This is a genomic window from Streptomyces sp. NPDC096176 (genome assembly GCF_044763255.1).
Lineage (GTDB): Bacteria > Actinomycetota > Actinomycetes > Streptomycetales > Streptomycetaceae > Streptomyces.
This window is the reverse complement of the sequence record NZ_JBIWFV010000008.1, coordinates 89,998-112,792: the sequence shown is the minus strand read 5'-3', so window position 1 is coordinate 112,792 and position 22,795 is coordinate 89,998. Positions and strand designations below refer to the sequence as shown.

21 protein-coding genes and 1 pseudogene are annotated in these 22,795 nt (G+C 71.0%); 13 read left to right on the top strand and 9 right to left on the bottom strand.

The window, feature by feature from the left end; genetic code table 11:
• Positions 1-27 precede the first annotated feature (27 nt).
• Entirely contained in the window at positions 28-675 is a 648-nt protein-coding gene (locus ACIQ7Q_RS22885) for a phosphatidylserine decarboxylase (protein ID WP_356635670.1), read from the top strand.
• Positions 662-1,519 carry a CDP-diacylglycerol--serine O-phosphatidyltransferase gene (gene pssA / locus ACIQ7Q_RS22880; protein ID WP_403865080.1) on the top strand — a complete coding sequence of 286 codons (858 nt, stop codon included), beginning with the start codon at positions 662-664 and terminating at the stop codon, positions 1,517-1,519. The genes ACIQ7Q_RS22885 and pssA overlap by 14 nt, the downstream gene beginning before the upstream one ends.
• A gap of 207 nt (positions 1,520-1,726) precedes the next feature.
• On the opposite strand, the gene ACIQ7Q_RS22875 is transcribed toward pssA, so the two are convergent.
• From ACIQ7Q_RS22875 to ACIQ7Q_RS22845, 7 genes are all read right to left on the bottom strand, one after another.
• On the bottom strand, positions 1,727-2,113 hold the full coding sequence (locus tag ACIQ7Q_RS22875) for a VOC family protein (protein ID WP_403865077.1): 387 nt from the start codon (positions 2,111-2,113) through the stop codon (positions 1,727-1,729).
• A gap of 108 nt (positions 2,114-2,221) precedes the next feature.
• The gene (locus tag ACIQ7Q_RS22870; protein WP_403865075.1) at positions 2,222-3,481 is read right to left on the bottom strand and encodes an ABC transporter substrate-binding protein; all 1,260 of its coding nucleotides are present in this window, start codon (positions 3,479-3,481) and stop codon (positions 2,222-2,224) included.
• Positions 3,478-4,701 (bottom strand): branched-chain amino acid ABC transporter permease, encoded by a 1,224-nt coding sequence (locus tag ACIQ7Q_RS22865; RefSeq protein WP_403865072.1) that lies wholly within the window; start codon positions 4,699-4,701, stop codon positions 3,478-3,480. The genes ACIQ7Q_RS22870 and ACIQ7Q_RS22865 overlap by 4 nt, the downstream gene beginning before the upstream one ends.
• Positions 4,694-5,584, bottom strand: a complete 891-nt coding sequence (locus ACIQ7Q_RS22860; RefSeq protein WP_403865069.1) for a branched-chain amino acid ABC transporter permease — start codon at positions 5,582-5,584, stop codon at positions 4,694-4,696. Before ACIQ7Q_RS22860 ends, ACIQ7Q_RS22865 begins: the two co-directional genes overlap by 8 nt.
• Complete coding sequence (locus ACIQ7Q_RS22855) at positions 5,581-6,381, bottom strand: ABC transporter ATP-binding protein (protein ID WP_403865066.1); 801 nt, start codon at positions 6,379-6,381, stop codon at positions 5,581-5,583. The genes ACIQ7Q_RS22860 and ACIQ7Q_RS22855 overlap by 4 nt, the downstream gene beginning before the upstream one ends.
• Positions 6,378-7,181 (bottom strand): ABC transporter ATP-binding protein, encoded by an 804-nt coding sequence (locus ACIQ7Q_RS22850; protein ID WP_403865063.1) that lies wholly within the window; start codon positions 7,179-7,181, stop codon positions 6,378-6,380. The genes ACIQ7Q_RS22855 and ACIQ7Q_RS22850 overlap by 4 nt, the downstream gene beginning before the upstream one ends.
• A 1,174-nt stretch (positions 7,182-8,355) precedes the next feature.
• The gene (locus tag ACIQ7Q_RS22845; RefSeq protein ID WP_403865060.1) at positions 8,356-9,489 is read right to left on the bottom strand and encodes a glycerate kinase; all 1,134 of its coding nucleotides are present in this window, start codon (positions 9,487-9,489) and stop codon (positions 8,356-8,358) included.
• A 172-nt stretch (positions 9,490-9,661) separates the two neighbouring features.
• Here ACIQ7Q_RS22845 and ACIQ7Q_RS22840 point away from each other — a divergent pair, with 172 nt between their 5' ends.
• From ACIQ7Q_RS22840 to ACIQ7Q_RS22825, 4 genes are all read left to right on the top strand, one after another.
• Positions 9,662-10,156 carry an NUDIX domain-containing protein gene (locus ACIQ7Q_RS22840; protein WP_403865057.1) on the top strand — a complete coding sequence of 165 codons (495 nt, stop codon included), beginning with the start codon at positions 9,662-9,664 and terminating at the stop codon, positions 10,154-10,156.
• A gap of 178 nt (positions 10,157-10,334) precedes the next feature.
• Positions 10,335-11,543: a hypothetical protein gene (locus ACIQ7Q_RS22835; RefSeq protein ID WP_403865054.1), complete on the top strand. Its 1,209-nt coding sequence runs from the start codon at positions 10,335-10,337 to the stop codon at positions 11,541-11,543.
• A gap of 152 nt (positions 11,544-11,695) precedes the next feature.
• Complete coding sequence (locus tag ACIQ7Q_RS22830) at positions 11,696-12,880, top strand: hypothetical protein (RefSeq protein ID WP_403865051.1); 1,185 nt, start codon at positions 11,696-11,698, stop codon at positions 12,878-12,880.
• An 85-nt stretch (positions 12,881-12,965) separates the two neighbouring features.
• A complete protein-coding gene (locus ACIQ7Q_RS22825; protein ID WP_403865048.1) occupies positions 12,966-13,691 on the top strand; it encodes an SIR2 family NAD-dependent protein deacylase in 726 nt (241 codons plus the stop codon).
• 132 nt (positions 13,692-13,823) lie between these two features.
• On the opposite strand, the gene ACIQ7Q_RS22820 is transcribed toward ACIQ7Q_RS22825, so the two are convergent.
• Together ACIQ7Q_RS22820 and ACIQ7Q_RS22815 are read right to left on the bottom strand one after the other, a co-directional pair.
• The gene (locus ACIQ7Q_RS22820; RefSeq protein ID WP_403865045.1) at positions 13,824-14,366 is read right to left on the bottom strand and encodes a methylated-DNA--[protein]-cysteine S-methyltransferase; all 543 of its coding nucleotides are present in this window, start codon (positions 14,364-14,366) and stop codon (positions 13,824-13,826) included.
• 12 nt (positions 14,367-14,378) lie between these two features.
• Positions 14,379-15,854, bottom strand: a complete 1,476-nt coding sequence (locus tag ACIQ7Q_RS22815; RefSeq protein ID WP_403865042.1) for an AlkA N-terminal domain-containing protein — start codon at positions 15,852-15,854, stop codon at positions 14,379-14,381.
• A gap of 192 nt (positions 15,855-16,046) precedes the next feature.
• On the opposite strand from ACIQ7Q_RS22815, the gene ACIQ7Q_RS22810 reads away from it, so the two are divergent.
• The 7 genes and pseudogenes from ACIQ7Q_RS22810 (at position 16,047) to ACIQ7Q_RS22780 (ending at position 22,780) form a co-directional block, all read left to right on the top strand.
• A complete protein-coding gene (locus ACIQ7Q_RS22810) occupies positions 16,047-16,343 on the top strand; it encodes a hypothetical protein (RefSeq protein WP_403865039.1) in 297 nt (98 codons plus the stop codon).
• A gap of 99 nt (positions 16,344-16,442) precedes the next feature.
• Positions 16,443-16,727, top strand: coding sequence for a hypothetical protein (locus ACIQ7Q_RS22805; protein ID WP_403865036.1), 285 nt, complete (start codon positions 16,443-16,445; stop codon positions 16,725-16,727).
• Between the two features lie 277 nt (positions 16,728-17,004).
• On the top strand, positions 17,005-17,952 hold the full coding sequence (locus ACIQ7Q_RS22800; protein ID WP_403865033.1) for a putative T7SS-secreted protein: 948 nt from the start codon (positions 17,005-17,007) through the stop codon (positions 17,950-17,952).
• Positions 17,953-18,214: 262 nt separating this feature from the next.
• Positions 18,215-21,203, top strand: a pseudogene (locus ACIQ7Q_RS22795) (RHS repeat-associated core domain-containing protein); the annotation flags it as partial.
• 116 nt (positions 21,204-21,319) lie between these two features.
• Positions 21,320-21,613, top strand: coding sequence for a hypothetical protein (locus ACIQ7Q_RS22790; protein ID WP_403865030.1), 294 nt, complete (start codon positions 21,320-21,322; stop codon positions 21,611-21,613).
• A gap of 13 nt (positions 21,614-21,626) precedes the next feature.
• Entirely contained in the window at positions 21,627-22,184 is a 558-nt protein-coding gene (locus ACIQ7Q_RS22785) for a hypothetical protein (RefSeq protein ID WP_403865028.1), read from the top strand.
• Positions 22,181-22,780: a DUF4291 domain-containing protein gene (locus ACIQ7Q_RS22780; protein ID WP_403865025.1), complete on the top strand. Its 600-nt coding sequence runs from the start codon at positions 22,181-22,183 to the stop codon at positions 22,778-22,780. Before ACIQ7Q_RS22785 ends, ACIQ7Q_RS22780 begins: the two co-directional genes overlap by 4 nt.
• Positions 22,781-22,795 lie beyond the last annotated feature (15 nt).

The window sequence follows — 22,795 nt, the reverse complement described above, 5'->3', positions numbered from 1 at the left end:
CGGCATCATCCGCTACGAAGGTCATCCATGCCCCACAGCCAAACCTCTGCACCTCGCGGCCGCGTCAGCATCGCGCGCGGAGCATCGCCGTGGCTTCTGCCGACCGTCGCCACCGCTGCACTCAGCCTGGTCCGCGCCCGCCGCTCGCGGCGCGCCGCGGCCATCGCCGTGCCCACCACCGCGCTCGCGGCGGGCATGCTGTGGTTCTTCCGCGACCCCGAGCGCGAGATCGCTCAGGGGCGGGTCATCTCGCCCGCCGACGGTGTGGTGCAGAGCATCATGCCGTGGAAGGACGGACGCACCCGCGTCGCGATCTTCATGAGCCCGCTCAACGTCCACGTCAACCGCGCGCCGCTGGCCGGCACCGTGACGTCGGTCGAGCACATCCCGGGCGGTTTCGTACCCGCGTTCAACAAGGAGAGCGAGAACAACGAACGCGTTGTCTGGCACTTCGACACCGAACTCGGCGACATCGAAATGGTGCAGATCGCCGGCGCCGTCGCGCGGCGCATCGTGCCCTACATCCCTCAGGGCACCAAGGTCGAGCAGGGCGAGCGCATCGGTCTGATCCGCTTCGGCTCGCGCGTCGACATCTACCTTCCGGAAGGTGTGGACGTCGCCGTCGAGGTCGGACAGACCACTACCGCGGGGGTGACTCGCATTGACCGTGATTGATCCCGACACACAGGCGTCCACCTGGGCGGAGTCCGACGAGGACGACGCGGAGGAGATGCCGCTGTCGCTGCGGCTGTCGATAGCGGACACCCTCACTCTCGGTAACGCCACCTGCGGATTCATGGCGGTGTACTTCACCACCACCGGAATCCTCATCCCGCACCTCTCGGGCGACGAGTCGGGCATGGCCCGCAACAGCGCGGCCACGGCCGTGATACTGATGCTGTGCGCGGCCGTCTTCGACCTGTTCGACGGCCTCGTCGCCCGCAAGCTGCGGTCGTCACCGATGGGTGCGGAGCTGGACAATCTCTCCGATCTGATCAGCTTCGGTCTGGCACCCGCGTACTTCGTGCTCGTGTACGGCATGGTCGCGAGTGACGCGCATGAGCGGGTCGCGGCGGTGGGCGCGATCGTTGTGCTGTTGGCGGTGGTGCTGCGGCTTGCCCGCTTCTCGTGCGTCACCGTGAAGGACGGCACGTTCCAGGGCATGCCCTCCCCCTTCGGTGCACTCACGGTCGTCTCGATCGTGCTGCTCGAGCTGCCGTTCGAGGCGACACTGCTGGCGGTCGTCGGTACCGCGTGGCTGATGGTGAGCCGGGTCGAGTACCCGAAGCCGCGGGGCATCCTCGCGGTGGCGGTGCTCTGCTGGATCGTGGCGGCCATGGGCATGCTGGCGGCGTGGGCGTTCGACGCGCCCGGCGGCCAGGTGCTGCTGCAGATGGGCTGCGCGCTCCAGATCGTGATGGCGGCGACGATCCCCCTCTTCGCCACAGCCCGTCGCGTGAACACGTTCCGCGGCAACCGCCGCGAAAGCCGCGAGGCACGGGCGGCGCAGACGCCGTAGCGCGCCACCGGCGCGCAGACGTTAACGGCGAGGGCCCCGGATCACTCCGGGGCCCTCGCCGTTTCCCGTCCCGGGCCTGCGCCGGCCGCGCCCACGGGCGAGGCCCAGGCCACGCCCCGGCTTCTGGCGTTCTCGTCCCAGGCTTCACCCGGCCGCCTCACGGGCGCGACGGCCCGGGCCACGCCCCGGGCTGCCTGCGAGGCCGTATCACGGGCGATGGCGCAGAGGGTGGTCCTCCGGCACTTCGACCACGGCGATACGCACGCCGTCCGGGTCCGCGATCCACATCTCGATCAGACCCCACGGCTCCTTCTGCGGAGCCCGTAGCACCTCCACACCCCGCTCCAGCAGTCCGTCGTGGGCGGCCCGCACGTCGGGAACCTGAAGCCACAGCCGCACAGACGGCGAGGGCGGGGTGTCCGAGCGGCCCGAGAGTTCGAGGAAGCCACCGCCGAGGAAGTACACCGTTCCGCGCTCGTTGCCGGTCCCGAACTCGCGGTAGACCGCCAGGCCCAGAGCGTGGCCGTAGAAGTCGCGCGAGCGCTGCGGATCGGTCGGGCTCAGCAGCACCCTGCTGCCCAGTACATGCACCATGCGGCAGAGCGTAGCGACTTCGGCACCGTGCGGGACCGCAGGCCGGGCCCGGAAGACACCGCGCCCCCGACGCGGTGCGCCGGGGGCGGGGGTGGACAGGGCTGAGCGTCAGCCGGCCGGCGGCTGGTAGGACTCCGCCGCCTCCGAGGCCGTCGCAGGACGGACGACCTTCAGACCGCCAGGGACGGACTTGTCCGGCTTCATGATCAGGCTGTGGCGGGTCGACGGTGCCGCCGGGTCGGAGAAGTCGTGCGTGATGCCGAAGTCGCTCTTGTACTCGTTCAGCGTCAGTAGCGCCTTGTCGACGCCCTCCCGCGTCAGGTCCTTCTCCGCGCACGCCTTCCTCAGCGCCTCGCCGAACACGGTCGCCGCCGTGTACCCGGCGACCACACCATTGTCGAGGCCGTCCTTCGGGTACGTGGCGGCATAGTCCTCGGCCAGCTTCGCCGGGCCCGCGTCGGGCGCCCCGATGGGCAGCGTGGAGGCTGCCACGTAGTAGTCCTTCATCAGGGCCGGCCCCGCGGGAGTCGCCAGCAGCTGCGGCGCGAACGCCGAGTTGTTGCCGACGACGGGCACGTCGAAACCGCCTGCCGCCGCCACACCCACCAAGGACGCCGCCTGCCGGGGCCCCGCGCTGATCAGGATCGCCTTGACGCCCGCCTTCTTCAGAGCCGCGACCTGCGCCGACATGTCGTTGTCCGTCGGCTTGATCTTCTGCTCGACGACGGTGAGGCCCGCCTTCTCGGCCGCGTAGGTGGAGCCGGCCAGCGCGTTCTCGCCGTAGTCGCCCTCGAAGTAGACGTGACCGATCTTGTCGCCCTTGGCGATGCGCTTCTCGGCGAGGAGGTAGTCGACGGCGTTGATCGTCTCGATGTCGTACGTCGCGCCGACGACGCGGACGTACGGGCTGCCCAGCAGGTTGGCCGACCAGGCCTGGGGCAGCACCAGCCCCTTGTCCTGGCCGTCGATGCGCTGCTTGACGGCGGCGACGAACGGCGAGCCGATGAACTGCGCGAAGCCGAGCACCTGCGGTTCCAGCTCGGTGTAGGCGGCGACGGCCTTCTGCGGGTCGTAGCCGTGGTCCCGTACGGTCATCTCGATCTGCCGGCCGCAGATGCCGCCCGCGGCGTTGGTCTGCTTCGCCCACAGCTGCTGGGCCTGTGTGACGCTCTTCCCGAGGGACGCGTAGACGCCCGTCATGTCGGTCAGCACGCCCAGGGTGATCGCCTTGTCGGTGACGCCCTCCCCGGTCTTCACTCCCCCGGCGCCCTTGGTGTCGCCGCCGCCGCTGGTCGCCTTGGAGCTGCAGCCGGCCGTCACCGCCAGTGCGAGGACGGCGAGGACCGCCGGGTACGTTCTTGGCTTCATTTCTTCTCCCGAAGGGACGGAGCGAGGCGGGTGAGACCGCCGGGCAGGAACAGCACGACCGCGACGACCGCCGCGCCGTACAGATAGCGGGAGGCCTCTCCCGGGGAGACGCCGCCGGTACCCGGTGCGGAGACCAGGGGCAGGGTGTCGCTCCAGCGGGTGAGGACCTGGGGCAGCAGCGAGACGAAGATCGCGCCGACGACCGCGCCCGCGACCGAGCCGAGACCACCGATGACGATCATGGCGAGAAACTCGAGGGACAGGATCATGCCGAAGTACTCCGGCACCGTGCGCTGGAAGACCAGGGCGAGCAGAACGCCCGCGAGGCCCGCGTACATCGAGGACAGTACGAAGACGGCGGCCCGGTAGCGGGCGACCGGAACGCCCATCACTCCGGCGGCGATCCGGTGGTCGCGCAGGGCGTTCATGGCACGGCCCGGACGGCCGCGGAGCACCCCGCGCGCGAAGAGCCCGCAGAGGAGCAGGGCGACGAGCGCGGCGTACCAGAGCTTCTCCATGGACTGGAAGGGGACTGCTGCGACGAGGAGCTCGCTGTCGTCGAAGTCCAGCCCGAAGAGGGAGAGCGGGGGCACGGCCCGGCCGTTGAAACCGCCCGTCAGATCACGGGCGTTGAACAGCACATGCTGGCCGACGAAGATCAGGGCGAGGGTGGCGATGCCGAGGTACGCCCCGCGCAGCCGGCCGGCGATCGGGCTGAACAGGCCGCCCGCCAGCCCCGCCAGACACACGGCCAGCACGGCCGCGAGCCAGGTCGGCAGGCCGAGACCGGCGAGCCGGTGGCCGCTCTCGACGTCGTTGCCGCCTGCGAGGACGCAGTAGCCGTACGCGCCGACGGCCAGGAAGAAGGCGTGCCCCATGGACAGCTGCCCCGTCGCGCCGGTGAGCAGGTTGATCCCGATGGCGCCGATGGCCGCCGCCATGGCGAACAGGCCGGCCTGCAGCCAGAATCGGTCGAGGTAGAAGGGCAGTGCGAGCAGGAGAAGCGACAGAGCGGTCCAGGCGTACGCCCGCGGGCGGGGCCTGCGCCATGCCGGCCGCGCGGCCGCCGGGGGCTTCGGCGGCTCGGCCGTCGGGTGCTCGGCGGCGGGTGGCGCCGTCGGCTCGGGGGTTTCGGAGTCGGCCGTCCGGCCGGTGCCTGCGCCGGGAACGGGCGTGGGATCGGCCTCCGACGCCGGGGCCGGGCGGTAGGTGTCAGACACGGGCGAGCTCCTTCGTTCCGAAGAGTCCGGCCGGCCTCGCCAACAGCACGAGCAGCATCACCAGATAGGGGGCGAGATCCCCGATCCCTCCGCCCAGGAAGGTCAGTTCGCTCTGGTAGCCCGTCGCGAACGACTCCGTCACCCCGACGATCAGGCCGCCTGCCAGCGCCCCCGTCGTCGAGTCCAGCCCGCCCAGGATCGCGGCGGGGAAGGCCTTGAGAGCCGCGAGTGATGTGGCCCGCTCAAGACCGGGTGTCGGGAAGACCGTGAGGAACAGCGCCGCGACCGCGGCGAGCGCCCCGGCGACCGCCCAGGCGGCCAGCGACACCCGGCCCAGGCGCACTCCCATCAGCGCGGCCGTCTGTGGGTTCTCGGCCGCCGCTCGCATCGCCACGCCCCACGAGGTGTAGCGGAACGCGAGCAGGAACGCCGTGATGAGCAGCGCCGCGGCAACGAAGGCCGCGATACGGGTCTGCGCGATCGTGATCTCGCCGAGGTTCACGACCCGGTCGCCCCACGGGTCGCCGAGCGCCAGCACGTCCGTGCCGATCAGACGCGTCAGTTCGGTGGTGAGGAGGATGTCGACGCCGATGGTGACGATGGCGAGCACGCTGTGGTCGGAGCCGCGGTAGCGGCGCATGACCAGGAAGTCGACGGCAGAGCCGACCACCGCCGCGCCGGCGATGCCGACGGCGAGCGCCGGCCAGAAGCCGAGGTCGTCGTGGAGAACGGCGGTGATGTAGCCGCCCGCGAGGAGCAGCGAGGCATGGGCGAAGTTGACGACCTCCGTCGCCTTGAAGATGACGACGAACCCGAGAGCGATCAGGGCGTACACCGAGCCGATGGAGAGCCCGCCGAGGAGCAGTTCGGTGAAGGTGGTCATGGCGTGGCCTCCGTACCGAGGTACGCCTGCACGACCGCCGGGTCGCTCTGCACCTGGGCGGGCGTGCCGCCCGCGATACGGCGCCCGAAGTCGAGCACGGTCACGGCGTCCGCGAGCCGCATCACCACCCCCATGTCATGTTCTACGAGCACGATGGATATGCCGAGGCTGTCCCGTACGCCCGCGACGACGGCGGCGGTCTGCCGGCGTTCGTCGGCGGTCATGCCCGCGACGGGCTCGTCGAGGAGCAGGATCCGCGGTTCCATGCACAAGGCGCGGGCCAGCTCGACGAGCTTCTGTTTTCCGTAGGGGAGTTGACCGGCGGGCCGGTCCAGGTCGCCTGCGAGCCCGACAAAATCGGCTATTTCCACGATCCGTTCACGGTGCCTGCGCTCCTCGCGGATCGCCGACGGGAGCCGCAGCCCCGCCGCCACGAACCCGGCCCGAGTGAGCCGGTGCCGGCCGAGGAGCAGGCTGTCGGCGACCGTGGCGTGGGGCGGCAGGGCGAGGTTCTGGAACGTGCGGGCCACGCCGAGAGCCGCGATGCGGTGCGGCGGCAGCCCGGTGAGCTCGTCGTCGCCGAAACGGACGCTGCCTTCCGTCGCCCGGTAAACACCGGAGAGCACGTTGAACGTGGTGGACTTGCCGGCGCCGTTCGGCCCGATGACGGCGTGGACACTGCCCGGCTCGACGGTGAACGACACACCGTCGAGAGCGGTGAGGCCGGCGAAGCGGACTGTGACCTCCTCGACGACGAGCGGTGCGTTGTTCGCGGTGGTGGTCGCTTTCGCGCTCATGCTGACCACCTCCGCAGGGCGGGCGCGACATGCTCCGCCCGTCCGGCGTCCTCTGCGGCGGTTTCGTCGACGACGCCGAGATAGCGGCGCCGCACCTCGTCGGAGGCGGCGAGTTCGTCGGCCGGGCCCTCGAGCGCGACCTCGCCGACATCCAGGACGTACGCGGCGGACGCCAGGTGCAGGGCGATCGCCGCGTTCTGCTCGACGAGCAGGACGGACGTACCGGCCGCGTTGATCTCCTGGACCGTCTCCGCGATCCGCGCCGCCATCAGCGGCGCGAGACCGAGCGACGGCTCGTCGAGGAGCAGCAGCCTGGGCCTCGCCATCAACGCCCGCCCCATGGCGAGCATCTGCTGCTCGCCGCCGGACAGGAGACCGGCCTTCTGACGGGCGCGGTCGGCCAGCACGGGAAACAGTTCGTGCACCCGGGCGAGCGCGGCTGCGGCCTCGCGCCGCCCACCACGCACGCCGAGCGCGCCCGCCCGCAAATTGTCCGCCACCGTCATACGGGCGAAGACCTGCCGACCCTCGGGGACCTGCACCACCCCGGCGGCGACGACGCGGGCCGGGCTGAGACCGTCCAGCGGGCGGCCCTCGAACCGGATGCTTCCGGCGGTGGCCTGCCCGCGCTGGAACGGCAGGGTGCGGGACACCGCCCTCAGCAGAGTCGACTTGCCGGCGCCGTTGCCGCCGAGCACGGCGACGACGGCGCCGTCGGGCACTTCCACGGACACGTCCCGCAACGCCCGTACGGGCCCGTACCCCACGGACAGCGCCCGCACCTCCAGCGCGGCGGCCATACGCAACCCCTTGTCCGGCTCGCCTCCGAACGGCTCGCCTGTCGGGCCCAACACCACCACCGGGCGGACGTGGGGTCGATGCCTCCGGCCCCAGGCGCTGCATCTGACCAGCAGCGCGAGGCGCGGGTTGTGCGCGAGCACAACGTGGCCGCGTGGGCGGCCCGGGGGCCGCGAATGCGGCGCGGGGGCCGCGAATGCGGCGCGGGGGCCGCGAATGCGGCGCGGGGGCCGCGAATGCGGCGCGGGGGCCGCAGCGCGCTCGTGCTTGGCCCGGTCAGGGGGCGCCCCTGTTCCCGGTCCGGGGGTCCCGTGCTGGGCCCGGTCGGGGGGCGTGGCGTTGGCCGCGCTTGCGCGGCGTTCTCGGGGTGCCCGTGCCCCTGCCGGGGGTGGGTGCGGGGGCGGGGCCTCCGGAGGGGGGATCGCGGACTGCTTTCCCGTACTCGCCCCGCCCTATCGAACGACGCTTTACGTCCGCTCACCCCCTCCTACGACCCCGCCCCCTCCCGCCGGTCGCGGGACCGTAGGGCCGGTGGCCGTCCCCACGGCCGGGGCGGGCTTGCCCAGGGGGAACGGGCGCCTGTGGGCGGTGCGGCTGACCACCTGGGGCGGAATGGAGCGCGGGTGCCGGTCCACCGAGAGAGAGCGGTCGCCCGCTGTGCTGCGGTCGGTGTGGTGGCCCACCGGGGGGAGCGAAGCCGTTGGCCGGGGGAAAGGGACGCGCAGGGGGCGTGTTCGGGACGTAAGGCATCGTGAGTTAAGGCGAGGCAAGTACGGGAAAGCAGTCCCGGACATGCCCCCGGAGCGGCACCCGGACGCCACACGGCAACGACCAGGCCACGCCCGACAGCGCACCCGGACCGGGCCGCGCCCCGACAGCGCAGCCGGGACAACCGGGCCACGCCCGGCAGCGCACCCGGACGCCAAGCGAAACGGACCGGGCCGTGTCCGGCACCGCACCCGGGCGACCGGGCCGCGCCCCGACGCGCAGCCGGGACAACCGGACCCCCCGGAACCGCACCCGGGCGTCAAGCGAACCGGGTCGCGCCCAAGTCCCCAGGCCCCGCCCGGCAGCGCACCCGGGCGTCAGACGGGGCAACGGGCCACTCCCGGGCAACGCACCGGGACAACCGGACCCCGCACCCGACAGCGCACCCGGACAACCGGGCCCCGACCGTCAGCGCAGGAAGTCGTGCGCGATCGACTCTGCCGCCCGTTCCAGCAGCGGACCCGCTTCGGCCATGCAGCGCTCCGGGTCCGGCTCCAGGGCCGTGAGGGCGTAGGCGCGGCGGATGCCTGCGCGGCCCAGGGCCTCCGGGGGGAGGGTCAGGCGGCCGCAGACGGCGACGACCTCGATGCCGCGTGCGCGGGCCGCCGCCGCGACGCCCGCCGGGGCCTTGCCATGCAGGGTCTGCTCGTCGAGGGAGCCCTCGCCGGTGATGACGAGGGTGGCCCTCGACAGGGCCGGGGCGAAGCCCAGCACGTCGAGCATCACCTCGATGCCGGGCCGGAAGCTCGCGCCGAGCGCGACCAGCGCGCCGTAGCCGATGCCGCCCGCCGCACCCGCGCCGGGCGAGTCCGCCTGCTCGGGGCCGAGGACGGACGCGTAGTGCGCGAGCGCCTCGTCGAGGGTGGCGACGTCCTCCGGGGTCGCGCCCTTCTGGGGGCCGTAGACGGCCGGGGCGCCCTTGGGCCCGGTCAGCGGGTTGTCGACGTCGCTGGCGAGGACGAGGTCGACGTCCTTGAAGCGGGTGTCGAGCCCGGACAGGTCGGCGGTCGCGAGGTCGCGCAGGCCGGCGCCGCCGGGGGCCACCGGTCCGCCGGACGCGTCGAGGAAGCGGGCGCCGAGCGCGGCGAGCATTCCGGCCCCGCCGTCGGTGGTCGCGCTGCCGCCGACGCCGAAGACGATCGTGCGCGCGCCCGCGTCGAGCGCGGCGCGCAGCAGTTCCCCGGAGCCGTACGTCGTGGCGGTCAGGGGCGCGAAGACACCCGCCGGCAGGTGCTGGAGGCCCGAGGCCTCGGCCATCTCGACGACGGCGGTGCCGTCGCGGAGGGCGTACGCCGCGGTGAGGGACTCGCCGCGCGGCCCGGTGACCCGTACCTCACGGCGTTCGAATCCGGCCGCCACCGCCGCGGCGACCGTGCCGTCGCCGCCGTCGGCCACCGGCAGTGCCTCCACCGCCAGGTCGGGGACCACGCGCCGGAGGCCGGCTGTCACCCGCTCCGCGACCTGCACGGCTGTGAGCGAGCCCTTGAACTTGTCAGCCGCGACGAGCACACGCGCGGGCTGAGTAACTGCTCCGTCCGTCACCTTGTATCCCTTGCTATCGAACAGGCAGTCGCGCCGCCCCGACCCTATCGGCAGCTTCGGAGGGCATGCCACCCCGGCATCACCCAAGAATCCGTACCAAAGGTGGTTGTTTAGCACAGATGCCGGGCCATGGCGCTCACCGCCGCGCGCGCGGCCCACTACGCTGCGTGCTGTGACGACCCCGGACTACACCTCCTACATCGCCTCCCTCCCCCGCATCCTCGCCGGCGCGGCCGCCCTTGTGCGCGACGGCGAGGGCCGGGTGCTCCTGGTCGAGCCCAACTACCGCAAGGGATGGGCGCTGCCGGGCGGCACCATCGAGTCGGATCGGGGCGAGACGCCGCGGCAGGCGGCCCGCCGGGAGACGCTGGAGGAGATCGGCCTGGACATCGAGCTCGGCGCGCTGCTCGCGGTCGACTGGGTGCCCGGCGAGGCCCGTCCCCCGATCGCCGCGTACGTGTACGACGGCGGGGTGCTGACGGAGGACCGGTTCAAGCAGATCCGACTGCAGGACGAGGAGCTGGTGTCCTGGCGTCTGGTCACACGCGAGGACCTGTCCGCGTATCTGCTCGGTTCCCTGGGCCTGCGCGTCCTGGCCGCTCTCGACGCGCTGACGGCGGGGAAGGGCGCGGTCGAGCTGGAGAACGGGCAGCCGCCTGCCTCCTGACTTCCGGCAGCGTTCTGACCGTTCGACCGGCGTCCTGACCGTTCGAACAGGGCATTTGCCCCGTTTTGCCGGTAACCGACGGCCCGTAGGCGCGCGTTCACGACACGTTGTCCGAGCCGACCGGGACCGTGCACACCCGGCGGGCAGCATCCGGATCCCCAGGACTCCGGAGTGCCCCATGTTCCTGCATCTGCGCGGCTGGCTGACGGCCGTCGCGGCCTTGGCGCTGGTGACGATCGCCGGCGCCGCTCCCGCCGCCACACCCCACGAGAAGACCCCGGCTCCTCCCCAACTGCCTGTCCAGAAACCCGCGCGCGTGCTGCCCGCCTCCGTCGCGGGCGGCACCTGGAAGTCCGGACACCTCCAAGGCATGGCTCTTGATCCGGGCAGGCGTCACCTGTACTTCTCGTTCACCGACAGCATCGTGAAAACGGATCTGAGCGGAAGGCCGCTCGGGTCGGTCCGGGGCATCGGGGGTCATCTCGGCGACCTGGACTTCGACCCGCGGGACGGCCGGGTCTACGGCTCGCTGGAGTACGCCGACGCGCAGGCCTTCTACGTGGCCGTCTTCGACGGTGCCCGGATCACCCGGATGAACATGGACGCCCGTACCAGCGGTGTCCTGACCATGGTCCATCTCGAGGAGGTCCGGCACGACCACACGGCCGACATGGACGGCGACGGTGTCTTCGACGGCCCGCGAGCCGACACCGCGGACCACCGATACGGGAACGCCGGCATCGACGGGATCTCGTTCGGGCCGGCGTTCGGCAGGAAGGGTGGGCGGCAGCTGCTGACCGTCGCCTACGGCGTGTACGCCAACACGACCCGCCGTGACAACGACCACCAAGTGCTGCTCCAGTACGACACGACGACGTGGCGGCAGTACGAGCGACCGCTCGACGAGTCCCGCCACCATCGCCGAGGCCCCGCCGCCCCCGACGGCAAGTACTTCGTCTACACGGGCAACACCACGTACGGCGTGCAGAACCTCGAGTACGACGGTCACCGCGGCAACTGGCTGATGGCCGTCTACAATGGGACCAAGGCGTCCTTCCCCAACTTCGGGCTCTTCGCCGTCGACGGCAGCCGGCCGCCCGTGACCGGCGAGATCCGTGGCCAGCAGCGGCCGGAACAGGGAATGCTGCTGTCGCTGCTCCCCGAAGGAAAACACCACGAGCAGTCGGGGACGTACGGATGGGACCAGGCGGGACAGTTCGGACTCGTTTCGCTCGACGACGGCCGCTTCTACCTCGGCGAGTCCACCAAGGTCCGCGACGGCAAGGCCACTCTGCAGACCGGCAGGGCCGTGCTGAACCGCTGGACCGGCCGGACGCCGATGCCCTTCACCCCCCTCACGTCGCCCGCTGCCGCAGCCGCACCGTGACCGACGCGCCGGAGCGCAATCACCGCAGGCTCCACGGTGCCTGACAGATCATCAATCAGCATGGGTATTGCCCTTATGGGCGTTCATGTCGAGTTGGTCGGTCGTGCACGTCCGCCGAGCACCATCCGGACTTCGAGGACACCGGAGGGATCATGCACAGGCACGCGCACACGTACGGCCTGCTGACGACTGCCGTCCTACTGGCCGCCGCAACGATCGGCACCCTCGCTCCGACGGCCGGCGCCGCGCCGCCGCGCCCCGCGCCGAGACCGCCCCTCTCCGTCGACGGCGGGGCCTGGAAGTCCGGGCACCTCCAGGGCATGGCCCTGGACCGCCGCAAGGGCTTCATGTACTTCTCCTTCACGAACCTCCTGGTCAAGACGGACCTCCGTGGCCGGCCCGTCGGTTCGGTCACCGGATTCACCGGGCACCTCGGCGACCTGGACTTCAACACCGCCGACGGACGTGTCTACGGCTCGCTGGAGTACAAGGCGGAGAAGGCGTTCTACATCGCGATCCTCGACGGCGACCGCATCGACCGGATGGACATGGACGCCGCCACCAGCGGTGTCTTCACCACCGTCCATCTGAAGGAAGTGGTGGACGACTACACGGCCGACATGAACGGCGACGGGGTCTTCGACGGCAACACGGGCAAGACCGCCGACCACCGGTACGGGTGCAGTGGCATCGACGGAGTCGCGTTCGGGCCGGCGTTCGGCAAGAAGGGCGGGCAGCAGAGACTGACGGTGGCCTACGGGGTGTATGCCAACGCCACCCGGCAGGACAACGACCACCAGGTGCTGCTGCAGTACGACGTCCGCAAGTGGCGTGCGTACGAGCGGCCGTTGACCGAGGCGGAGCCGCACCGCAGCGGCCCGTCGTCCCCGGACGGCAAGTACTTCCTGTACACCGGGAACACCACCTACGGCGTGCAGAACCTCGAGTACGACGCGGACAGCGACAACTGGATGATGGCCGCCTACAAGGGCACCAAGCCCGCCTTCCCCAACTACTCGTTCTTCGTGGTCAACGGCGACCGCCGGCCCTTCTGGGGACCGATCCGCGGCCAGCAGCAGCCGGAGCGCGGGCAGCTGCTCTCGCTGCTGCCGCAGGGACTGCATCACGAGCCGTCGGGGACGTACGGCTGGGAGTCATCGGGACAGTACGGGCTCGTCTCGCTCGACGACGGCCGCTTCTACCTGGCGGAGGCCGGCAAGGTCCAGGACGGGGACGCCGTCAAGGAGATGGGCAGGGCGGTGCAGCACCGGTGGACGGGTGAGGCGCCGACCCCGTTCGCCCGCATCGGCCCTGTGATTCCGCAGCCGCGACCGTGACCTTCGCCGGGGGCGGACCGTAGCACCGTGCAGTGGGGCGGAAACGGTTCGCTTCCGGTCGTACCGGCTGCGTACGCTCGGATGCATGACTCTCGTCGCGATCCTCAGCGGCGCCGGCATCTCCACGGACTCCGGCATCCCCGATTACCGCGGTCCGCAAGGGCTCTGGCGGCGCGACCCGGAGGCGGAGAAGCTCGTCACGTACGACTTCTACATGGCCGACCCGGACATCCGGCGGCGCTCGTGGCTCATGCGGCGCAAGAGCCCGACATGGAGTGCGGAGCCGAACGCCGCGCACCGCGCGGTGGCCGCGCTCGACCGGCGTCCGGGCGTCGCCGTCCGGGTCATCACCCAGAACGTCGACGGGCTCCACCAGCTCGGCGGCATGCCCGATCGCAAGGTGCTCGAACTGCACGGCACCGCACGGACGGTGACCTGCACCCGCTGTCATGCCCGCTCCCCCATGGCGGAAGCGCTGGCCCGGGTGGAGGCCGGCGAGGACGATCCGGCATGTACGACGTGCGGCGGCATCCTGAAGTCGGCGACGGTCATGTTCGGCGAGCGGCTGGACCCGGTCGTGCTGGGCCAGGCGATGGCGATCGCCAAGGCGTGCGAGGTGTTCGTCGCCGTGGGCACGACGCTGCGCGTGCAGCCCGCGGCCTCGCTGGCCGGTGTCGCGGCCGAGCACGGCGCGCGGCTGATCGTGGTGAACGCCGAGCCGACGCCGTACGACGAACTCGCCGACGAGGTCGTGCGCGAGCCGATCGGGACGGCGCTGCCGTCGCTCCTGGAGCGGCTCGCGGACGCCTAGTGCCGTGACCGGCAACGTCTGCCCGTAAAGGAGCGTCGTCCGGTGCTGGGGGCACCTCCCGTGCCCGGAGGGCCACGGGGGAGAGCGTGCGTGCTGGAAGGCGCGACAGGGCGCAGCTTGCCAGGAGGGGGACTAAAGAGCGGCCGGCGGGACGCCTGCGGCGGCGGCCGGGAAGAGCGCGTCGTCGCACTCCCCGCGCTCGAAGCCGAGCAGTCGCTGCTTGCGGTCGAGTCCGCCGCCGTAGCCGACGAGGCTGCCGGAGGAACCGATGACGCGGTGGCAGGGCACGATGATGCCGATGGGGTTCTTGCCGTTGGCGAGGCCCACCGCGCGGGAGGCCCCCCGGTTGCCGAGCTCCTCCGCGAGTTCGCCGTAGGTGCGCGTCTCGCCGTACGGGATCTGCCGCAGCCGGTCCCAGACGCTGCGCTGGAAGGGCGTACCCGCGAAGTGCAGCGGCAGGTCGAACTCGGTGAGCTCGCGGGCGAAGTAGGCCTCCAGCTGGTGGATCGCCTCACCGAAGGGGGCCTCGTCCCGGTCGCCGAAGTTCTCTTCGGCGGGACGGTGACGCTGGTCGGTCATGTAGAGGCCGCAGAGGACGCCGTCGGTGGCGACGAGGGTCAGCGCGCCATAGGGGCTGTCGACGACCGTGTGCCGCCTGGACGTGGTCGTGTTCATGAGCGAGGTTCCTTACGCCGGAAGGTGGTTGATGGGGTGGTCGTCCGACGCCCACAGGTACTGGACGGCGTAGGCGCGCCAAGGCCGCCAGGCCGCCGCCCGCGCCGTGAGGGCGGCCGGGGTGGCGGGCAGCCCGAGTTCCGCCGCCGCGCGGCGCATTCCGAGGTCGGTGGGGAGGAACGCGTCGGGGTCGCCGAGGGCGCGCATCGCGATGACCTCGACGGTCCACGGGCCGAAGCCGGGCAGTTCGCCGAGTTGGCCCCGCGCCCGGTCCCAGTCGCTGCCCGGGTCGAGTTTCAGCGTCCCGTCGGCGAGGGCGGCCACGAGCGTGGTCAGGGTGGTGCGCCGGCTACGGGGCAGGGCGAGAGCCTCGGGGTCGAGGGCGGCCAGTGACTCGGACGTCGGGAAGACGTGGGTGAGGCCGCCCTCGGTGTCCTCCACGGGCACGCCGTGCGCCCTGACGAGGCGCCCCGCGTGGGTGCGGGCGGCGGCCGTGGAGACCTGCTGGCCGAGCACGGCCCGTACCGCGAACTCGGCGGCGTCCACGGTGCGCGGCACACGCCGTCCGGGCGCCTTGTCGACCAGCGGGGCGAGCAGCGGGTCGCTGCGCAGCTGGTCGTCGACGGCGACCGGGTCCGCGTCCAGGTCGAGCATCCAGCGGCAGCGGCTGATGGCGATGGTCAGATCGCGCGGATCGGTCAGGGAGAGCCGGCAGGAGATGTGGTCGGGGTGCGGTGTCAGGCTCACGATGCCGTGCCCGTACGGCAGCGACAGGGTGCGCCGGTACGCTCCGTCCCGCCACTCCTCGACGCCGGGGACGCCGGTCGCGGCGAGATGCCCGAAGAGGTTGCTGGGGTTGAGCGGAGCGCGGTACGGGAGCCTGAGCGCGATCACGCCGGTCGCGGGTGGCACGGCGGCGCGGCCCCGGCCGGCGCGGGCGCGCAACTCGCTCGGGGCGAGGGCGAAGACCTCGCGGACGGTGTCGTTGAAGGTGCGGATGGAGGCGAACCCGGCCGCGAAGGCGACCTCCGCCATGGGGAGGTCCGTCGTCTCGATGAGCAGCCGCGCGGTCTGGGCGCGCTGTGCGCGGGCGAGGGCGAGCGGACCGGCACCCAGTTCGGCGAGCAGCTGGCGCTCGATCTGCCGGGTGGAGTAGCCGAGCCGCGCGGCGAGGCCCGGCACGCCCTCCCGGTCGACGACGCCGTCCCTGATCAGTCGCATGGCACGCGCGACGGCGTCGGCGCGGGCGTTCCACTCCGGCGAGCCCGGGCTGGTGTCGGGACGGCAGCGCTTGCAGGCCCGGAACCCGGCCTGCTGACAGGCCGCGGCGCTCGGGTGGAAGGTCATGTTCTCGACCTTCGGCGGCACGGCCGGGCAGCTGGGGCGGCAGTAGATCCCGGTGGTCAGCACGGCGGTGAAGAACCAGCCGTCGAACCGCGCGTCCTTGGACCGGACGGCGCGTACGCAGCGCTCGGTGTCGGTGTGCATGGGTCAAGGATGACGGTTCCGACCCGTTCGCACTGGCGGGAATCCGACATCGACGTTTGTCCTGCGAGGGATCGGCGCAGCGTCCTGGGCGACCCGGCGCGGCGCCTGTCTGGCCGTCCGAGTGGCCTGAACGATACGCTGGGGCCGCCGATGGCAGGACGACGTCGAGTGCGATACGGGGGGCGTCCGGTAATGAGCCTTCGTGAAGAGATCGCCGCGATGCGCGGCGGTGACGGTCATCCAGGGCATCTGGTGGGCGAGTTCCGCAGAACGGCCCTGCTCGCGCCGATCAGCGACGGCGGCCTGATGTCGGGCGACCAGGGCGGCGTTCGCTGGATCTACGCCTTCACCGACGAGGAGGCCCTGGGGCGCTTCGTGCTTCGGCGGGGCATCGACCCGGCCGCCGAGCTGGAGTATCTGTCCGTGCTCGGGGCACGGCTCCTGGACGCGGTGATCCCTTCGCTCGACGGGCCGAAGGCGTGGCCGTGAACGTGGCGGACGAGGACGGTTCCATGCTGTTCCCGCCGGCGCGAGGAATCGTTCCGGACTCCGCGGCCGTCGATGCCGTGACGGTTACGGGGGCACCGGATGAGCGGTGAGAAAGACCTGGTGATGGACCCGGTCGCGGTCCAGAACATCACCGAGGGACTGCGCGGGACCGTGGCGGAGCTGCGGGAGGTCGGCACGGACGGCGGTGCCTCCATGGGCGCCGGACTCGAGTCACTGTCGATGACCGGCATGGAGGCCGGACACGGGGGCGTGGCCGGGGTCTTCGAGGACTTCTGCGAACGCTGGGAGTGGGGCGTACGCGCCCTGGTCCAGGATGCCAGCACCCTCGCCGGCACTCTCGGCATCGCCGCGGGAACCCTCTGAGAAGAGGACCAGTACATCCAGGGCGCCTTCAAGGTCGCTGCCAATGCCGCGTACGGGAACCCGCATGCGAGCGAGGACGAGATCGAGAAGAAGGCCTGGGGCGACATCTTCCGGGCCGACGTCTACAAGCCGGACTACAGCGCCGAGTCGTTCCAGCAGGCCCAGGCGGGCATCGAGGAAACCTGGCGGGCGACCGGGGAGAACCTCAAGAACAACGGCCGGATCGGATCCCTGAACGATCTGATCCAACAGGCGGAGGGTGCGGGGGCAAGGGCTGATGAGCTGGCGGGACTTCACCCCGGACTTCATCGAGGAAGCCGGCGAGGACCTGGTAGAGGGCATCGGCGAGGGTGCCGAATGGCTCGGCGACAAGACGGCCGATCTCGCCGAGGAGGTCGGGTGGGACAGCGGAGCCGACTGGATCCGGGACAAGAGCCGGTCACTCGCCAACACCATGGGCGCCGATGTCGCCGAAATGGAGCTGGATCAGACCGAGGACCCGAAGAAGATCATCTACGGCAGCGTCTCCAAGATCCGGGCGAACGCCGAGCACCTCGGCGACTTCCGGACGAACTTCGACAAGGTCGGCAAGGGCATCAAGGGCCTGGACCCCAGTGCCATCAAGGGCGAGACCGCCGCCGCCTTCGCCGACAGCGTGGCGAAGGAACCGCCGAGGTGGTTCAAAGCCGCCGACGCCTTCGAGGAGGCGCAGGGAGCACTGTCCCGGTTCGCCGACACGGTCGAGTGGGCGCAGGGCCGGGCGCAGGAGGCCATCAACGACTACAAGGCGGCGAAGAAGGCCTCGGACGACGCTCGCGCCGCCTACAACAAGAAGGTCGACGAGTACAACAACGCCGTCACGGCCCAGAAGGACGACCTTCCGCCCCGCCCGTCCGGGTTCACGGACCCCGGCGAGGCCGGCATCAAGGCCGCCTACGACAAGGTGATCGAAGCGCGGAAGCAGCGCAACGAGGCCGCCGCGACGGCGCGTTCGGCCATCGCAGCGGCCCGTGACGCCGCGCCGCCCAAGCCCTCGTACGCCGAGCAGGCCGGTGACGGCTTCCAGGCCATGGCGATCGACGCCACCCACCTCGTCGGCGGCGTCGTCAAGGGAACGGCCGGGCTGGTCAATTTCGTGCGCTCCGTCAACCCGACGGACCCGTACAACCTGACCCACCCGGCCGAGTACCTGATGGGCCGCGGGCCTGGTCACGGCAGCCAATGACCCGGTGGGCACGGCCAAGAACATGGTCGACGCCTTTATGAAGGACCCGGCGGAGGGCGTCGGGAAGCTCATCCCGGAGCTCATCGGCACCAAGGGGCTGGGCGCGCTGAAGAAGGCCGCAACGGTGGGCAAGTACGCCGACGACCTCAAGCCGCCGGGCCGCACCCACCTGGACACCGAGGGCCCCGACGCACCATCGCGCACCGAGAAGGACAAGGTCTGCGTGGACGACCCGGTCGACGTCGCGACGGGGCGGATGGTCCTGCCGCAGACGGACCTGGTCCTGCCCGGATCGCTGGCGCTGGTGCTCACGCGTACCTTCGAATCCTCCTACCGGGCAGGCCGCTGGTTCGGCCCCTCCTGGGCGAGCACGTTCGACCAGCGCCTGGAGATCGACGCCGAGGGAATCGTCCTCATCGGTGAGAACGGCAGCCTCCTCGCCTATTCGCATCCCGCACCCGGCCTGCCGGTGCTGCCGACCCGCGGTCGGCGCATGCCGCTGACGAGCCCCCCCGAAGGCGAATACACCGTCACTGACCAGGAGTCGGGCCGGACCTGGCACTTCACCGGCGAGGGCGTGCTCCACCGGCTGGAGGACCGCAGCGGCGCCTGGATCGCCTACGAGTACGACGCCGAGGGCGCTCCCACGGGCATCAGCCACAGCGGTGGCTACCGAGTCCGCGTCACCACCGACGACGGCCGGATCACCTCGCTGTCCCTCGCGGAGGGGACGAAGGTCCTCGACTACGAGTTCACCGACGGCAACCTCACAGGCGTCATCAACTCAAGTGGACGGCCCCTGCGGTTCGGCTACGACGAACACGCCCGCATCGTGTCGTGGACCGACACCAACGGCCACTTCGACTACACCTACGACGAGCAGCACCGCTGCGTCGCCCAGTCCGGCACCGACGGCCACGTCAACTCCCGCTTCACCTACGAAGACGGCGTCACCACCGTCACCGGCGGACTGGGCCACCGGCGCAGGTACTTCGTCGACGACAAGGCGCAGGTCGTCGCGGAGACCGATGCGAACGGTGCCACGACCCGCTACGAGCGCGCGGCGTTCAACAGGCTCGTGGGCCGCACCGACCCGCTCGGCCGGACGACCCGGATGGAGTACGACGACCACGGCTGGGTCACCTCGGTCACCCGTCCCGACGGCCGTCGCACGGCCATCGAGTACAACGAGCTCGGTCTGCCCGTCCGGATCACCAACCCCGACGGCACCACCGTCCGCCAGGAGTACGACGAACGGGGCAACCGCACGTCGGTGACCGGGCCCTCCGGGAGGACGACCCGGTTCACCCTACGACCACCGCGGCCACCCGGCGTCGACGACCGACGCGCAGGGCAACACCACAACGGTCCGGTGCAACGCCGCCGGCCTCGTCGTCGAATCCACCGACGTCCACGGCGCGGTCACCCACTTCACGCACGATGCCTTCGGACGCCCCACAGCGATCACCGACGCGCTCGGCCGGGTCACCCGGCTGACGTGGAGCACGGAAGGGCGGCTGCTGCGCCGGGTGGCGCCGGACGGCAGCGAGGAGACCTGGGAGTACGACGGCGAAGGCAATGTGCTGAGCCACACGGACGCCTCGGGCGGCCGGTCCCTGTACGAGTACGGCGACTTCGACGTGCTGACGGCCCGGACGGGTCCGGACGGCGCACGGTACGAGTTCACGCACGACATCGAGCTGCGGCTCACCCGGGTCACCAACCCCCAGGGCCTCAGCTGGACGTACGCATACGACCCGGCGGGCCAACTGGCCTCTGAGACGGACTTCGACGGCAAGACCCTCGGCTACACGTACGACGAAGCAGGGCAGTTGGCGGCCCGGACCAACGCGCTGGGCGAGGCGGTCCGCTACGAGTACAACCAGCTCGGCCAGATCGTCCGCAAAAACGCCGCGGGGGCCGTGACAACCTACGAGTACGACCATTTCGACCAGCTGGCGCAGGCGAGCGGGCCGGACGCGACCCTGAGCCGGGTACGCGACCGCGCCGGCCTGCTGCGCTCGGAAACCGTCAACGGCCGTACGCTCAGCTTCGCCTACGACGAGCTGGGCCATGCCGCACGCCGCACGACACCGACCGGGGCGGTCAGCGAGTGGAGCCACGACGCGAGGGGCAATGCGACACGGCTCGTCACCTCGGGCCGCACCCTCACCTTCGAGCGCGACCCGGCGGGCCGTGAACTGAGCCGCACCGTCGGCGCGGCCGTGACCCTCTCGCACGGTTTCGACGAACTGGGACGCCTCACCGACCAGCACCTCACCGGGCACGACGGCCGCACCCTGCAGCGGCGCGGCTACACCTACCGGGCGGACGGCAATCTGACCGCCGTCGACGACGCGATCAACGGCCGCCGTACCTTCGTCCTCGACGATGCCGCCCGGGTCACCTCGGTGGAGGCGCACGCCTGGACCGAGCGCTACGCCTACGACGCCGCAGGCAACCAGACCTCCGCCTCGTGGCCTGCGATGTCGTCGGACCGTGACGCGGCCATCGGGCCCCGTACCTACACCGGCAACCGCCTCACGACCGCCGGCAGGGTGAGCTTCGAGTACGACGCGCAGGGCCGCGTCACGCTGCGCCGAAGGGTCCGGCTCTCGCGCAAGCCCGACGTCTGGCGCTACGAGTGGGACGCGGAGGACCGCCTGGTCGGGCTGACCACCCCGGACGGCACCAAGTGGCGCTACCTGTACGACCCGCTGGGCCGCCGCATCGCCAAGCAGCGGCTCTCCGCCGACGGCGAGGTGGCGGAGGAGACGGTTTTCACCTGGGAGGGCGCCAACCTCTGCGAACAGACGACGGTGTCGGAGGAGTTCCCGCACTCGGTCACGCTCACCTGGGATCATCAGGGACTGCATCCCCTCACGCAGACCGAGCGCATCCTCTCGGCGTCCCGGGAGGAGATCGACAGCCGCTTCTTCTCGATCGTGACGGACCTGGTGGGTACGCCCACCGAACTCGTCGACGAGCAGGGGGACATCGCCTGGCGCACCCGCTCCACACTCTGGGGTACGACGTCCTGGAACCGTGACGCGGCCACCTATACGCCGCTGCGGTTCCCGGGCCAGTACTTCGACCCCGAGTCCGGGCTGCACTACAACGTCTTCCGCACCTACGACCCGGAGACCGCCCGGTACCTGACGCCCGACCCGCTGGGCCTGGCCCCGGCTCCCAACCCCGCGGCGTACGTGCACAACCCGCTCACGTGGTCCGACCATCTGGGCCTGGCGCCGGACGAGTGCACGATCACCGTGTACCGGAAACAGACCGAGCATCCGCTGAGCCAGCGCGTCCACATCGACAAGAACGGCAACGTCACGATCAACGGGAACAACCAGCTGTACGTAACATGAGCGACGAGATCCGGCACACGGTGGAATTCCGTGGCGACGGCGGCCAGATCGTGTCCTTCGAAGTTCCGAAGAGCTTCCGCGACGAGATCCGGCAGAGCGCGGTACCGCAGAAACAGCCGGCCGACCTCGACTTCACCAAGGCGGAATGGAAGGAACTGAAGAAGTACTACCCGGAGATCTCCGACCCGACCAAGGGGCCGGATCTCTACGGCCTGCCGGGTGAAGTCATCGAGAAGATGAGAAAAGCCATCATCCCGGGCTCTGGTAAGATCGTCCAGGATTTTGAGTAGGAGTCGAAGAAATATGCTGCACGAAATCGAGGACCTCGAGGCCGAGAAGTCCCGGGTCCTCGAGCGCACGGAATTCGATTCCGCTCCTCCCGTCCTGGCCTTCGTCGAGATCGAGGTCGACGGGGACCCGGCGGACTACTCCGGCAGGCTGCGTGCGGCGCTGGGAGCCGCCCTAGACCTCGCCGTGTCGGAGTCCTTCGACGACGATCTGCCGACCGGCACGGTGCCCGCGTGGTTCGCGGGCGTCTGCAAGGACGGGGAAGGGCCGGTCGAGGCGTTCGCGGCGCGGGGACGTGAGCGGTACACAGAGCGGACCGGGGACGGTCCCTGGGAGCTGCAGGACTGGCTGTCGCGCTTCGACCCGGATCTCGAGGTCCGGGGCTGGGCCTGGTGGGACCTGACCGGATCGCCCGAGGGCGAGGGCAGGCTGCGGCTGTGGCTGGACACCTGGGGCGAGGCCTTCTTCTCCTGGGAGGACCTGCGCTGGCTGCTGTACGTCTGCGGGGCGCGGTCCGTCGCAGACCCGATGCTGGTGAAGCCCGAGGTGTGGGCACGGGAGGCGTCCGTATGACCGGCGCGGCGAAGCACGAGGTACGCGCCGTCTTCACCGACACGACCATCACCGTGTACCAGGCGTATTCGGCACGGATCGCGGATCCGGCGCTGAAGGCCGGCACCTTCGTGGACCCGTTCAAGCGGACCCGGATGACGTGGATCAAGCCGTCGTTCCTGTGGATGATGTACCGCTGCGGGTGGGCCACGAAGCCCGACCAGGAGCGGGTCCTCGCCATCGAGATCACCCGGGAGGGCTTCGAGTGGGCCCTCGCCCACGCGTGCCTCAGCCATTACGAACGGGCGCGTTTTGCTACCGAGGCCCAGTGGCGTGAGGAGCTCAAGTCGAGCCCGGTCCGGGTCCAGTGGGATCCCGAGCGGGACCTCGGCATGAACCCGCTGCCCCACCGTGCGATCCAGATCGGGCTCTCGGGACCCGCCGTCGACCGCTACGTGGACGACTGGATCATTGGCGTCCGCGATGTGACGCCGCTGGCGCACGACATCCACGCGGCGGTGAAAGCGGGCGACCACCGCACGGCGGAGGCGCTGCTTCCGCCGGAGCGCGTGTATCCGCTGCCCGAGGAACTGGTCAGCCGCGTCGGGCCGCGCTGACCGGACCTTCTTCGA